The sequence below is a fragment of the Poritiphilus flavus genome, assembly GCF_009901585.1.
Lineage (GTDB): Bacteria > Bacteroidota > Bacteroidia > Flavobacteriales > Flavobacteriaceae > Poritiphilus > Poritiphilus flavus.
Genome location: NZ_WXYO01000001.1, coordinates 365,668 through 380,027, shown reverse-complemented (window position 1 = coordinate 380,027; position 14,360 = coordinate 365,668). Strand labels below are relative to the sequence as shown.

10 protein-coding genes and 1 tRNA gene are annotated in these 14,360 nt (G+C 45.1%); 5 read left to right on the top strand and 6 right to left on the bottom strand.

Annotation, left to right across the window (positions count from 1 at the left end; genetic code table 11):
* Nucleotides 1-99: 99 nt before the first annotated feature.
* Complete coding sequence (locus GTQ38_RS01450) at nt 100-1,443, bottom strand: HTTM domain-containing protein (protein WP_161433445.1); 1,344 nt, start codon at nt 1,441-1,443, stop codon at nt 100-102.
* Nucleotides 1,444-1,447: 4 nt separating this feature from the next.
* On the bottom strand, nt 1,448-2,374 hold the full coding sequence (locus tag GTQ38_RS01445; RefSeq protein WP_161433444.1) for a bifunctional riboflavin kinase/FAD synthetase: 927 nt from the start codon (nt 2,372-2,374) through the stop codon (nt 1,448-1,450).
* Nucleotides 2,375-2,423: 49 nt separating this feature from the next.
* On the opposite strand from GTQ38_RS01445, the gene GTQ38_RS01440 reads away from it, so the two are divergent.
* Both GTQ38_RS01440 and GTQ38_RS01435 read left to right on the top strand, forming a co-directional pair.
* On the top strand, nt 2,424-6,206 hold the full coding sequence (locus tag GTQ38_RS01440; RefSeq protein ID WP_161433443.1) for a reprolysin-like metallopeptidase: 3,783 nt from the start codon (nt 2,424-2,426) through the stop codon (nt 6,204-6,206).
* On the top strand, nt 6,203-6,880 hold the full coding sequence (locus GTQ38_RS01435; RefSeq protein ID WP_161433442.1) for a hypothetical protein: 678 nt from the start codon (nt 6,203-6,205) through the stop codon (nt 6,878-6,880). Before GTQ38_RS01440 ends, GTQ38_RS01435 begins: the two co-directional genes overlap by 4 nt.
* Nucleotides 6,881-6,883: 3 nt before the next feature.
* On the opposite strand, the gene pth is transcribed toward GTQ38_RS01435, so the two are convergent.
* The 3 genes from pth to GTQ38_RS01420 all read right to left on the bottom strand — a co-directional run bounded on the left by pth (nt 6,884) and on the right by GTQ38_RS01420 (nt 9,242).
* Complete coding sequence (gene pth / locus GTQ38_RS01430; RefSeq protein WP_394350955.1) at nt 6,884-7,513, bottom strand: aminoacyl-tRNA hydrolase; 630 nt, start codon at nt 7,511-7,513, stop codon at nt 6,884-6,886.
* An 89-nt stretch (nt 7,514-7,602) separates the two neighbouring features.
* Nucleotides 7,603-8,277: a 50S ribosomal protein L25/general stress protein Ctc gene (locus GTQ38_RS01425; protein ID WP_161433440.1), complete on the bottom strand. Its 675-nt coding sequence runs from the start codon at nt 8,275-8,277 to the stop codon at nt 7,603-7,605.
* A gap of 23 nt (nt 8,278-8,300) precedes the next feature.
* Nucleotides 8,301-9,242, bottom strand: a complete 942-nt coding sequence (locus tag GTQ38_RS01420) for a ribose-phosphate pyrophosphokinase (protein ID WP_161433439.1) — start codon at nt 9,240-9,242, stop codon at nt 8,301-8,303.
* Between the two features lie 217 nt (nt 9,243-9,459).
* On the opposite strand from GTQ38_RS01420, the gene GTQ38_RS01415 reads away from it, so the two are divergent.
* Nucleotides 9,460-9,543 (top strand) — tRNA-Leu (locus GTQ38_RS01415).
* Between the two features lie 91 nt (nt 9,544-9,634).
* Here GTQ38_RS01415 and GTQ38_RS01410 read toward each other — a convergent pair.
* Nucleotides 9,635-12,418, bottom strand: a complete 2,784-nt coding sequence (locus GTQ38_RS01410; RefSeq protein ID WP_238857774.1) for a TonB-dependent receptor — start codon at nt 12,416-12,418, stop codon at nt 9,635-9,637.
* A 421-nt stretch (nt 12,419-12,839) separates the two neighbouring features.
* On the opposite strand from GTQ38_RS01410, the gene GTQ38_RS01405 reads away from it, so the two are divergent.
* Both GTQ38_RS01405 and GTQ38_RS01400 read left to right on the top strand, forming a co-directional pair.
* A complete protein-coding gene (locus GTQ38_RS01405; protein WP_161433437.1) occupies nt 12,840-13,151 on the top strand; it encodes a hypothetical protein in 312 nt (103 codons plus the stop codon).
* 234 nt (nt 13,152-13,385) lie between these two features.
* Complete coding sequence (locus GTQ38_RS01400) at nt 13,386-14,354, top strand: DUF5829 family protein (RefSeq protein WP_161433436.1); 969 nt, start codon at nt 13,386-13,388, stop codon at nt 14,352-14,354.
* Nucleotides 14,355-14,360 lie beyond the last annotated feature (6 nt).

Here is a 14,360-nt window from a genome sequence, read left to right as displayed (position 1 = left end):
AAATCAACAAAAGTACTTCCTATTGAATCATAGCAAAAGCGCTCTTCCCTTTCCCATTTTGAGTATAGATGTCGAAAATGGTGATTCGCAAACCGGATTTTAGGGTCTGTCCGGAAGCTTCTTTTTGCTGGAAAAGTTTGAAGGAAGTATCCAGTTGTGATGTTTAAGATGATGCCAGGGGACGTTGGCCAGGTCGGTTTTGGGGTCGATAAAGGTTCTGTAAGGGTGGTCGTTAATGCGTACGCGTGACCTGGCAAACACGGAGATCTCTTCACCCTTGGCCGCGTATTCCTTTTTCAGATGTTGCGCGAACTGCCACATAAAGTCCGGATAGGATGCCACCTTTCTGCGTTGTTTTTTGGTCAGATAATCCTCCAGTTTTACGTATTCGGATTTCCCTGTAGTTCGGTTGACTAGCCGGAATTGAATGGTCCCGTTTCGGCTTCTCAACATCATCCGCCAACTGAGCCTGTGGCCTTCTTCCGTCCAGAGTACATCGTCTTGGAAAAAATGGTGGCGCAGGGGCAAAGCGAATTGAATAATAAAGTAGGTGCCTCCGACGAGCAGAAGTATTTTTCTGTATGACGGAATTATAATTTCGTTGTCGGAATACAAGGTTTTATTGGATAAAAACCGCTTTTTGATGGTTTCCGGGCTAAAAAAGAAGACGGTAAAGGCCAGAGCCAGGTAAGGGAAGATCCCGATCTGGAAGACGAAGGAATTGAAAAGATGAAAAAAGATAGAGACGATGAAGGCGAAAAGCCGGGTAGGCTTCCAGAGGAGAGCCGGAATGATGAGCAGATCAAACAAGATCCCGGAAATACCTATGACTTTCTGGAACCAGGTCTCCTGTAGCAGCCCGCCAATTAGGAAGTAATCGCTCTTGCTTCGCATCAATACGTCGATAAAGGTAAAGTCTAACCAATCCCCGTATAATTTGGCTACTGAGGCATAGGTATAAACCAAAAACAGCTGTAGCACCACTATCCATTTCACATAGGCATACATACTGTCCGTACGAATTTCCGGATTGAGCTTCGCATCCAGCGAATAAGCACGGTTAGCAGGAAAAAAACACATGATCACCGAGATGAGGGCCAGAAGGTAATAATGGTTATTATAGGATGATTTTTGCATCAGGTAGACTCCGGACCACATCAACGCAAACGCGATCATGGCATAGCGGTATTTATATCCCAGGGCGATCAGCAGCCCCAGGGTGCCCATAATGGCAAAATAGAGATACATTCCGTTGCCGGGCAGCGGCTGAAGCCATTCAAATCCAATAAAATTAAAGGTGAATTTTGGTTCTATCAGGGTTCTTCGTACCCAGCCCGTTGCTATGGCGCCAAAGCCCTCAAAACTGATCAGTAGCCCGAAGAAAATCCGAAAAAGGACTAGAGATCCGTTGTCTATTTTGGAAAAAAGCAGCCGATTCAGCATGTCCTTATCTGTTGATTATAGCCAGCGAAGTCTCCCGGTCCTTCCTGAGCTGCTGCTGCAGGGCTTCCAGGGAATCAAATTTGTGTTCATCCCGGATGCGTTCCAATACGCGGACCTGGATCTCCTGGTTATATATATCAGCCTCGAAATCGAAAAAGTGTACCTCTATACTCTTTTGGGTACCATTCACCGTAGGGTTATATCCGATATTCATCATGCCGTAAACTTCATTATCTCCCATATCCGCCCTAACCACATATACACCGTTCTTTGGGATTAGCTTATAGCTTTCCGGGATGTGCAAATTAGCCGTGGGGAAATGTATCTCTTTCCCAAGTCCCTTTCCTTTTGCGACCGTAGCTGTGAGCATATATTCATAACCGAGGTAAGTGTTGGCGGTTTTTACATCACCTTCGTGAAGCGCCCTCCTTATCTTGGTTGAGCTTACAGAGACATCATCTATCTCCTGGGCCGGGATCTCTTCTACTTCAAAGTCGAAAGTACTTCCAAAAGCTATCAGATCATTGATATTCGCGTTGCGGTTCCTGCCGAATCTGTGATCGTAACCTATAATTATCTTTCTGATATTCAATTCGTTTACCAGGATATCACGCACAAACTCCGTAGCGGATAAGCGAGAGAATTTTTTGGTAAAAGGATGAATAATGAGGGTGTCCAGCCCAATATCCTCAAGGATCTGGGCCTTTTCGTTTACCGTATTCAACAATTTGATATCCGCATCTTTTTGCAAAACCATCCGTGGATGTGGGAAAAAGGTGAGTACAGTAGACCGCAAACCGGTTTTTTTGGCATTATTTATGAGGCGTTCTAATATCTTACGGTGACCGACATGAACACCGTCATAAGTGCCAATGGTAATGGCGGTCGGATGGGTTTTATCGTACTTGGAGATGTTTTGGACGGTAACCACTAGATAAAATAATAAAAAGACTTAATTTTAATCTTTTAAAGTCCCCTTGATGTTCGCAAAATTACATCTTGTTTTACCAATAACCATATTATTTCTGTTACTTTCCTTTTCCGGAGCCGCGCAGACATCCTACTGGAAACAAGAGATCCGTGGAAATGAGATCACTTCGCCGGCATTGCAACGTCTGGACATTAAAAAAACCCGGTTTTTCTCCCTCGAACAAGAGGCTATTTCACAAAAGCTGGCCTTAAGTGGTACTTCCGCAAGCGACCAAAACATACTCCATTTTCCGGATCAAAAGGGCAAACTAGTGGCTTACAGGGTAGTTGAGACACCGGTTCTGGCCCCGGAACTGGCCAGAAAATACCCCAGTATTAAGTCGTATACCGGTTATGCTCTTCAAGGGCATTCACGTATACGTTTTAGTATTTCCCATAAGGGGTTTCAGGGAATGATTGTGTATACCGGTACTGAAAAAACACTCTTTATTGACAAATCTTCCGACAATGGGGACGTCTATGTGGTCTACCCCAAGGATTCGCATACAGGATATGCGAATAAGTTGGTTTGTAATACGCCTTCGGCTGCCATTATGGGATTGGGCCCTACCGTTGCCAAACTGGTTGACGATCAGATCCTGCGCAGGTTTCGGATCGCTGTTTCCGCGACCGGAGAGTATACGCAATTTCACGGAGGAACAGTCGCGGATGCCCTGGCCGCTATTAATGGGACCCTAACCAGGGTAAATGAGGTATTTGAACGGGATCTCGGAGTAACTCTTGAACTGGTTGCGACTACTGACCAGGTAATTTATACAGATCCTGAAACAGATCCGTACTCCGGAAACCTGAACGCTCAGGTACAAACTACGTTGACCAGCGAGATAGGGGAGGCCAATTACGATGTTGGGCACCTTTTTCATCGGGCTAATAATAATGGAAATGCGGGATTTATTGGGTCCGTCTGTAGGGACAACCAGAAAGGGAGCGCCTTTGCCGCTACCACCGCACCTCAGGGAGACATTTTTGACCTGGACTTTGTAGCCCATGAATTGGGCCACCAGTTCGGTGCAAACCACACCTGGTCTTTCGAGTCTGAAGGGACCCAGGTACAGGCGGAGCCGGGTAGTGGTACTACCATAATGGGTTATGCTGGCATTGCCGGCGCTAATAATGTGGCTCCCAATGGAGACGACTATTTTCACTATTTCAGTATACAGCAAATAACGGATTACCTGGAAACGGTTTCCTGTGCGCAGGAAACAGCCCTTACCAATTCACCGCCAGTTATCACCCCAACAGGGAATTTCATCATTCCAAAGTCTACGGCTTTTGTGCTTACCGCAAATGCGACGGATCCAGATGCCGGAGATGTGCTTACCTATGCCTGGGAACAAATAGACGATGGGGTGGTAACCAATGAAACTTTTGGTCCAAACCGGCCCAACGGGGCCAATTTCAGGTCATTGAGACCCAGCAGCAATCCGGCTCGCTATTTTCCCAGATTGTCCGAAGTGGCCCAGGGCAACCTTACCCAGACCGATCCGGAGTTAAATTCTGCCTGGGAAACTGTTTCGGATGTACAACGTGAAATGAATTTCGCATTAACAGTAAGGGATAATGCCGAACCCGGTGGCCAGGTATCCTCGGATTTTGTGAATATCAGTGTGCAAAATGGTTCAGGACCTTTCCGGGTGACGTCTCAATCCGGGGCGGAAGTATATACGGCAGGATCCATACAACAGCTCAACTGGGATGTCGCCAATACAGATCAATTGCCCGTGAACGCCCAGTTTGTAGATATATTTTTATCCACTGATGGCGGACTTAGTTTTCCTATCCAACTGGCTCAGAATGTTGTAAATGACGGGGAACATGAGGTTTTGATCCCTGGAGATGCAACTACTTCGGCCAGGATCATGGTCAAAGCCAGCGATAATGTTTTCTTCGCTGTTAATACTACTAACTTTACAATACAGCAGACCGATGTAGTGCTTAGTTTTAGTGAGCTGGATTACGAAGTATGTCAGCCGGATAACCTGGTTATTCCGTTTACACTGCAAACTTTCGGAGCCTTCAGTGAAGAAGTGACTTTTAGCCTTATCGGAGCACCTGCAGGACTTTCTTCTGCTTTTAGTCCAGCTATGGCCAGTGCTAATAATACGGATGTCGATCTAACACTTTCAGGGACAGCAGGGGTCACACCCGGGACTTATCCTGTTACGGTAAGGGGGGAATGGACTGGAGGATCTGCCGAAGTAGACCTGAACCTTAGCATTTATGACGCCGCTTTTTCGGATGTGGTTTTAAGCACCCCGGCCAATTCATCAACTACGGTGAGCCTAAACCCTTTGTTTGAATGGGAAGCCAATGCCAGTGCCACATCTTATGATATTGAAATTGCCACGGATGTGGCCTTTGGTACCATAGTGGCCGCTGCCAATGTAGCTGTACCGAGATACAAAGCGCTGGGATTAAACCAGGAAACACAGTATTTCTGGCGTGTAAGGCCAAAGAACAGTTGTGGGGATGGTAATTTTTCAAGTCCGTTTGATTTTCAGACCGTCGCAGTGAATTGCAAAACAATAACGGCAAGTGGATTACCGATAAACATACCAGCGGTTGGAACGCCTACCATAACTTCAACCGTATCGTTTATAAATAACCTTCCTATAAACGACCTAAGGGTCACACTGGACCTGGAGCATTCCTTTTTGGCAGACCTCACCATAAGCCTTACTTCTCCACAGGGAACAACGGTAACCCTGGTGGCAAACTCCTGCGGAGACCTCAGTGATATCAATGCGGTGTTTACAGACAGTGGTCCTAGCTTCAACTGCCAGGGGAATCCCGGTATTAGTGGCACGGTAAAACCTTTAGGCGCGTTAAGCTCCTTTGCCGGGGAATCGCTCTTAGGGGACTGGACCCTGACTATAGCAGATTCCGCACCTGCAGACGGAGGGGTTTTGAACAACTTTAGCCTTGAGATCTGTGTGGAGGGAGAATTGAGACCTGATGACGATGGCGATGGTGTGTTTGACGATGGCGATGACCTCTGCTTAGGAACTCCGCCAGGGGCCGAAGTTGGGGTAGATGGTTGCGAGATATTTAGATTTCCTCCGGATAATTTTACGGTAGCGATTCAAGGCGAAACCTGTATTGCCAATGACAATGGGAGTATTGAAATTACGGCAATGCAGAGCATGGATTATACTCTCACTGTAAATGGAAATGGAGTTGATGTTACTGAAAACTTCACTACGAACTATCAGTTGGAAAACCTGGAAGCGGGCACCTATTCAATCTGTATCACGGGAACGGACGGAACCAATACCTTTGAACCCTTTTGTTTTGAGGCGGTTGTTTCGGAACCCGAATCACTGGACGTAAGCTCGCAGCTCATCCTGGACAGTCAACAGATCACGTTGACACTTTCAGGGTCGGAAAATTACGTAGTGGAACTGAACGGGGTAGAAACCCAGACGAATTCCGCTGAGATTACGTTGAGTTTAAAACAGGGCTTAAACACGCTCAAGGTAAGCACTGATCTTTCTTGCCAGGGGACCTATGAAGAAGTGATCTTTAATTCGGACAGGCCAATACTCTACCCCAATCCGGTAAGCAGCAGGGTAAGTGCCTTCCTGGGCGCTACAACCGGTACAGTGAATGTTGAGGTCTTTGACGCTAATGGAAGATTCATTAAAGCGCGAAGCTATAATTTGGTCGGGGAGAGTGAGATATCGATAGATATGTCTGAACTCGCTGCAGGGCTCTATTTTGTTAACCTCCGTATGGAAGGAGGAAGGGAAACTTATAAACTTGTAAAACGATGAGCAGAAGCTTGGTTTTCCTATTAGTATTAGCGATCATGGCCTGTAAAAAGGATGATCCCAAGCCGCCAGAAGCTGCCATTTTGGAATTTCCGCTACAGAATTCGGAATGTACAACCGGTGTGGATCAGAATGAGACCACCAGCCTGGTAGAATTCCGCTGGCAGGCTTCCAATCATACGGAAACCTACGAATTACGCGCTACCAATTTAAATACTTCTGCAACCCAGAGTGTAAGTACACAGACCCCTTCTGCGGAGTTGACATTGCAGAAGGGAACGCCCTATTCCTGGCAGGTCTTGTCTCGTAATTCCAATACGCAGGTAACTGCAAGCAGTGAAACCTGGCAGTTTTACAATGCAGGGACTCAAACCACCTATGCCCCATTTCCGGCGACTATAGTAAGGCCAACCTCCGGGGCTTCGGTAGCAGCCGATTCAAATAATGAGGTAACATTGGAATGGACAGGCGCTGATGTGGATGGGGATATTTCTACCTATGATATCTACCTGGACACCGTGAATCCTCCGGTAAATCTGGTGGCTTCGCCGGGCGCAACGGCATCACAACAATCTGCTGTAGTGGTTTCCGGGACCGTGTATTACTGGAAGATCGTCACTACAGATGAGGAAGGGAACAGTTCGGATTCCGGGGTTTATTCTTTCAGGGTTTTGTAAGGACTAGGTACCGTTGTACTGATTCATGGTGATCTTAGGCCCGGCCAGCACAAAGGAGTTTAGCAGTTCGGTTGCTCTTGCCAGGCGTTCTTTAAGCGATTTCGCTTCCTCCTCCGACCATTTACCTAGAACATAGTCTACCTGTCTGCCGCGTGCAAAATCTGAGCCCACCCCAAACCGAAAGCGATGGTAATTTGTGGTTTGCAGCATATTCTGTATGTCTTTCAGGCCATTGTGTCCACCATCACTACCCTTTGCTTTAAGGCGTAGGCTGCCAAAGGGAAGGTTGATATCGTCCGTAACGATCAAAACGTTTTCCATGGGGATCTTTTCCTTTTCCATCCAGTATTTTACCGCCTTGCCACTGCGATTCATAAAGGTGGAAGGTTTCAGGCATAGTACATTGCGACCTTTGATCTTATAGTTCCCCAGGTCGCCAAGTTTGTCTGTTGCAAAGGAGAATTCCTGTTTTTCAGCAAGCGCATCAAGTATCTGAAACCCTATGTTATGCCTGGTTTCCTGGTATTCTGGCCCAATATTCCCCAGGCCGGCTATTAAATACTTCTTCATGGGTTCCGTATGCTCTAGTATGAACTTCTTTTTAGCAAAAACAGATCGAAGGAATCGGAAAATCATAGTTTTCTAAAAGCCCAAAAGTACAAAAGCATCCTGAATCCCGATTTACATCAGGACAGGATGCTTTCGCATAATTGTGATAATTGTTATTCCGTTGCTTCGGCAGGGGCTTCTGCACCTTCAGCTGCAGGGGCCTCAGCACCTTCAGCAGCGCCTTCAGCAGCTTCTGCTCCTTCCACTCCTTCTTCTTCCTCTTCATCTTCAACGACAATAGCGGCACGGGCTGTTTTAACCTGTACAACAACTGTGCTGTCTGGGTGGAGGATAGTAAAATCGTCACTCAATAGCGAATCCACGGAGATATTCTGACCGATCTTCAGTTTGGAGATATCCACGTTGAAGAAATCAGGCAGGTTGTCCGGAAGTGCCTTGATGGTAAGCTTTCTTTTTCTAAACAACAAACGACCACCATTTCGTACCCCGGGAGAGTTTCCTTGGAGGCGAACAGGGATGTTCATGGTAACCGGCTTGTCCGGGAACAACTGGTAAAAATCAATATGCAGTATTTCATCGGTTACCGGATGGAACTGAATATCCTGCATTACAGCGTTCACTTTGGTACCGCTATCCAAATCAACCACAACAGTGTGGGCGTTGGGGGTGTACACTAAACTTTTGAACGCGAGTGCATCTGCTGAAAAGTGCAATGGTTTATCCCCTCCGTATACTACGCAAGGGACCTTTCCAGCATTACGTAGGGCCTTCGTTGAACGCTTGCCCACGCTTTCTCTTTCTGATCCTTTGATTGTAATTGACTTCATTACGTATTTAGATAAATTAAAATTTACATTAAGAATTTTGAGGCGATAGAGGTATTGTGGTGCACCCGGTGCATCACGTCAGCAAAGAGTTCAGCACAGCTGAGAACCTTTACCTTATCGCTTTTGATAGTGATCGGGATAGAGTCTGTAACGATCAACTCTTCTAATTTGGAATTTTCTATCTTCTCATAAGCATTTCCCGATAGCAATCCATGTGTTGTAATGGCCCGTACACTGACCGCACCTCTTTCCATCATGAGGTCTGCGGCCTTGGTAAGGGTACCCGCGGTATCCACAAGGTCGTCCACCAGGACCACATTCTTTCCTTCCACATCCCCGATCAGTTCCATATGCGAAATAACGTTGGCCTTGGCTCGCTGCTTGTAACAGATGACCACATCGCTTTCCAGCGCTTTGGAATAGGCATAGGCTCTTTTAGAACCACCCATATCCGGGGAAGCAATGGTCAGATTTTCAAGGTTGAGGTTTCTCAGATAGGGTAGGAAGAGGGTAGAAGCGAACAAGTGATCTACAGGCTTTTCAAAAAATCCCTGGATCTGATCCGCATGCAGGTCCATTGTGATGATCCTGGTTGCTCCTGCCGCTTCCAGCATTTTGGCTATCAGTTTGGCCGCTATTGGAACCCTGGGCTTGTCTTTTCTGTCCTGCCGCGCCCATCCGTAATAAGGCATCACCGCGGTAATGTGTCTGGCTGATGCGCGTTTCGCTGCGTCCAGCATCAGTAACATTTCCATGAGGTTTTCCGATCCGGGATTCGTAGAACCTATGATAAATATCCTGGCTCCGCGTACGGATTCCTCAAAGGAAGGCTGGAACTCCCCATCACTGTAACGGGAAAAAATGACATTCCCCAGCTCTGTACCATAAGCCTGGGCGATCTTCTCACCTAATACGGCACTCTGAGTACATGCAAAAATCTTTGGTTCCGGAACGGTATAGGACATAACTATCTCTTGTAAACCTTCCTGCCTCAATGGCCTTTAAAACCGGGACAGGACCCCCTTTTCGCAAAGGAGGTGCAAATTTAAAAATTTATTTGGGTTGCTAAAGTATAAAAGTGAGATTTTAATTTTGCGTCTGGCAAGTATTTTTTAGTTTTGCAGACCCTTTGCCTCAGCGGCGGTCCCGATACCTATCGGGAGGTAGCCGCTCAGGAGTTTTGCCTCGGTGGCGGAATTGGTAGACGCGCTGGATTCAAAATCCAGTGGTAGCAATACCGTGTGGGTTCGATTCCCACCCGAGGTACTTATTGAAAATCAGGCCCAACGGCCTGATTTTCTTTATTTATACTAGTTTGGTTTTCGTTAAACACTTCTGATTCAAACAGAAAAAACGTTTAAAAACTATAATTGAGTGATAAATTGAACAAGGTACCCAGCTGACTAAAATGGAAGCCATCATAGGTCATTTGGGAATACCTTTGGTTAAATGTAATCAGGTTGGATTGCACATCAATGGGTCTTAACCCCAAGGCATTTGTTGATGTATCATTTATAATAGCTTGTCCGGTGGCGTTTTCGGCTTTGAATTGCCATTCGGGCAAAACGTTCAAAATGTTATTGATGTTTAAGGCCAAAGTCATCTTATCGGTTGCATTATAATTTATTCCCAGGTCAGTAACAACTTTTGGGATGAACTCCGTTCTCAGATTGCTATCCAGCCCTTGTTGTTTAAAAGTGGTCTTTCCAAAATAGGTGTTGTTCAACAAGAATAAAAACTTACCAATTTCGTAGTCTGACCCCAAAATCCATTTTGTTATTGGCCTTGAGGTAAAGAACAATGCTTCCTGGGTAGCATTAACTACGGATTGATTGGCATCCTCTACAAGAGATGGGTTGTTGACCGCTCCGTCACGTTCATTATTAATAGTATAGTTACCTGCAAGGTTAAAGTCCAGGTTGCCATCTCCAAGACCTATATTTTTATAACTGGTCACAAGATCTATGCCTGAAGTTCTGGTATCCAACGCGTTTACAAAAAAGCTTAAGTCCGAGAGGTTGTTGGAGCTTAAAATATCATCAAGCGCTGTATTTCCCGCATCGGTTGGTTCAATTTCGGTACTTAATACAATTCTGTCTTTGATGCGGATATTGTAATAGTCAATGGTAAAGTTGAAGTTACTAGACAATCTGGCACCAAATCCTGCCGTAAAATTAACCGATTCCTCCGCATCTAACTCAGGAATACCAAGAATTCTGGCTTGTGGTGAGACATTGTTGACGAATCCTCCAACCTGTATTCCCTGTCCTGCAACGAAACGGTATTGGGTCTTTTGGGTAAATATCTGGTGAAGTGTTGGGGCTCTGAAACCAGTGGAGAGCGACCCTCGGAGAGTGAAGCTGTCATCAATCTTGTACCTCGAGCTCAATTTCCATACGAAGGCATTTCCAAAGTCAGAATAGTTTTCGGTACGTACTGTACCATTAAGAAGAAAATCTGTTGAAATGTCCCAGGCCAGATCAAAATATCCTCCAAAATTATATCTGTTGAAACTGCCTGAATTCTCAGGTCTGTTCCCGGCAAAGGAATCTGCCCCACCTCCATCATAAGACCCAAGTTCACCTTCAATAATGGTGAAGTTCTCACTTCTAAACTCAGCGCCAAAGCCAATGCTTATATTGTCCGTCAGTTTTTTGGAAATATCTATGTTACCTACCACATGGTTGAATTGTGAGCCTCCCGGATCAAACCTAATAGCACTGTTTTCCTGGTAAAGTCTTGAGCTGGGTGTCTGCTCTCCGGGGTCAGGGATACCATTACCATTTATATCGTTCCAGATTGAAGGGGAGAACACTTCGTTTCTGTTATGTGAGTTCTCCACTTTGTAAGTTTGTTTGTTGCCTCCCACGGTTAAACTAACATCATAGTACCAGTCATTTTTGGAAGCTTTAAAGCCAATGGTGCCGTTATAATCGTTTAGATCGCCATCAAATGTCGGTACGTAACCATCATAACCATTGGCGTTAAAAGTGTTTCCATAGTTATCGGTATTGGTTCCCTGGTTGTTTGGGTTATTGCCCGGAAAGAAGTTTCCCAGGTACGGAAAATCTTCAATATCGCGCCAGTAAGGTGTCCTGTAATTGGCAAAACTGTTGACTTTTTTATAGACATAGGCCGCATTAAAATATAGCTCAGATTCATCGCTTAGATCTATGCCCCCATTTACAAGAAATTTGGCACTGGTCGTTTCCGGAGAACCATTGATGTTTCCTGCATCGGGCCTTCTGGACAGGAATTCGTTTACAAAAGCGATATCTTCCGGCGACCCCGATGTAAAATCACTTATCTCGCCACCGGCATCGACCTTGCCGGGCCTGTTGGACAGACTCGTTTTTGAAAAGTCGATAGTATAGTTTATAAACCCTTTGTCATCCCCTAGCGGTGCACCACTGTTTAAAGCTATTCCGAATACCTCACCATCGCCTTCTGAGGTGATGCCTGTTCTGAGTGTTGCAGAACTGTATTCTGTGTCATTTTTCAAGATAATGTTGATGACCCCGGCAATGGCATCAGATCCATATTGCGCCGATGCCCCGTCGCGTAAAATCTCCACCCTTTTAATGGCATCTATGGGAATTGCAGAAATGTCTGCACCTGTTTCTCCCCGACCCGGTGCGGTCTGAACGTATAAAAGCGCGCTAAGGTTTTTGCGTTTGCCATCGATCAAAATAAGAGTTCGGCTCGGACCCATGTTCCGAATTTCGTAGGGGTCCAATAGCGATGTAGCATCGTTCACGGGTGTTTGTACCGTATTGAACGACGGTATTCTGTACTGCAATGTTTTGTCAAAAGTCATTTGCCCTGTGCTCTGCAGTTCCTTTACACCGACTATATCAACCGGCAAGGGCGTATCGGTGGAACTTCTGGCCAGGGCACGTGACCCAACCATGATAATTTCTTCCAATTGTACGCCTTCGTCAAGTACTACAGTGATTTTGGATGCAGTTGAGACAGCTACTTCTTTGGTTGAATACCCAACCGATGAGAATACCAAAATTGCAGGGTAACTACTGACCTTTAAATCAAAATTACCGTCAAAATCTGTGGATGTTCCATTGGATGTTCCTTTTTCTACAATATTGACGCCAGGCAACGGCTCTCCCCCGGGTCCTGTTACCATACCGGAAACCGAATCCTGTATTTTGACGGTGCCATTGGCGTCTAAATAGTTTGCAAAGATGGTTGTGTTGGATAGCAGAAATGACAGGCCAAATACCAATAAATGTTTTTGATTCATAAAGTCGTTTTAAGTGGTTAGTTCTGAATCTTATGATTCCCTTTTATATCAATAAGGATAGGTTGTAAGAAGATATATACCCGCCTTCGGAAAAAAAGTAGATAAAAAAAACATGGGGTAGAAAACAGATGTAATACTCGGGATTATTCGAGGATAAGTTGTGTGGATCCCGCATTTGTTTTATGCTAAACATGGGTGATCCGTTTTAGATTTTCTTATCCTTTATTAAAATCTAAGCAAAACTCTCATCTGTAAACTGGAGGCAAAGACCATTTTGAGACCTTTTTTTGTAAATTTGTCAGGTATGAAAAAGGTCTTTAGAAGTAGTTTCGCTTTTATTCTCTTAGGCTTGTTGCTGATAAAGATCTCTTCTTTCCATATCTACGATCATCAGGATTCCTCAATTGATCCAATGGCTCATTGCGAGCTATGCCTACAGGCCATAGAAGGGCAGCAAATGGAAATGTTGTACCCTCCCTTTGTTGCTGATCAGGTTATTTCCACACCAATTCTCTTCGAAAGAAAGGCCATATTTCCTGGTCCTGTGCTTTCAAACACGGCTACGCCGGCAATTCTATTCTCCCGGCCTCCTCCTTCCCCCATTGCCCGGGGTTAAGCCCCCTTTGAGGAATGTTTTGCCGCGTTTCTACTGAATGGAACCTCACATACTTTCCGTATTAGAACAGAAGACATTTTGCGGCTTCAACTGCAGTTGCAAATTGAAGAAGCTCATAATATTGAGTTCGATTATTTGATAATTACAAGCGATTCAAAAAGGGCTTTGGTAAATGCCTGAGATCGTCAAATTAGCCCTAAATGAGTACCATGGATTCAGATAGAAGAAGTTTTTGTGAGATATTTAGTTAGAATATTCGGGCCTTGTTGTCTGCTAGTCGCATTTTTAACTGGTTTAGTCTCATGTCAGGAGAACAACCCGTCTGTTACATCGACAAAGATAGACCACGCAAAGATTGATGCGCTTTTTGGCAAAAACGTTTCAGAGGTACTTTTTGACCACCTTTATGTGGTACTGGATAGCAGTTCATACGCTGATCTGACTCAGAATACTTCCTGGAAAAACTCATATGCATTCATTGACAAGGGCTTACCTGATTTTGACGTTATAGATGATCAATCGACTTCCTGTTACCTCAGGGGGCACAGGCACTATATTGAAATTCTGGGACCTCATAACGAATATAAAGAGCCGGTTGGGAAAAGCGGTATTGGATTTTCACTACGGAATAAAGGAGAACATTTTCATTTGGGAGTGAAACCCAGGTTGAAACAGGCGGGAAGTTCTTACTTGAGTAACTCAGAAGTTGTAGATATGCCGATTGGAAATCAGGAAGCCACCTGGTTCAAAGCCTTTTATTCCCCTAGTGCAGGTAGTTGGTTGGATACCTGGTATGCATTCTACAACCCAGCTTTTCTGGACAGCCTGTATCACAAAGAGCACCCGGACTATTCGCGTGAGGACTTCCTGCAACAGTCGTATAGCAAAGATCGCCTCTTTGAGGGGATCAGGGAGATCTCTTTAAGCTGTACCCCGGAAGACTATAAACGCATTGGTCAGGAATTGAGGTTTTTGGGCTGTAGGCTTCTGGAAAAAAAAGGTGACAGACTTAGCATAGGCAGCGGTGACATAACCATAAATATTAGCCCCTCGAATACCGTTGAATTTAGTCGTATTACCCGAATACATTGCGGTATAAACGCTGAGGATTTTAGTGTGATAAAACTTGGAAATATCACAATTACGAATCGCGGTAAAGAATCCATCTGGAACTTAGAAAACTTATATAAAGACTACCATTAAATATTT

Bases quoted from the DNA above. Each gene is read 5' to 3' on its own strand.
- GTQ38_RS01440 (WP_161433443.1), top strand. From the start codon at position 2,424: ATGTTCGCAAAATTACATCTTGTTTTACCAATAACCATATTATTTCTG.
- GTQ38_RS01450 (WP_161433445.1), bottom strand. From the start codon at position 1,443: ATGCTGAATCGGCTGCTTTTTTCCAAAATAGACAACGGATCTCTAGTC.
- GTQ38_RS01420 (WP_161433439.1), bottom strand. From the start codon at position 9,242: ATGTCCTATACCGTTCCGGAACCAAAGATTTTTGCATGTACTCAGAGT.
- GTQ38_RS01410 (WP_238857774.1), bottom strand. From the start codon at position 12,418: ATGGTAACAGGACCCGGGGGAGAGCCGTTGCCTGGCGTCAATATTGTA.
- GTQ38_RS01405 (WP_161433437.1), top strand. From the start codon at position 12,840: ATGAAAAAGGTCTTTAGAAGTAGTTTCGCTTTTATTCTCTTAGGCTTG.
- GTQ38_RS01435 (WP_161433442.1), top strand. From the start codon at position 6,203: ATGAGCAGAAGCTTGGTTTTCCTATTAGTATTAGCGATCATGGCCTGT.
- GTQ38_RS01425 (WP_161433440.1), bottom strand. From the start codon at position 8,277: ATGAAGTCAATTACAATCAAAGGATCAGAAAGAGAAAGCGTGGGCAAG.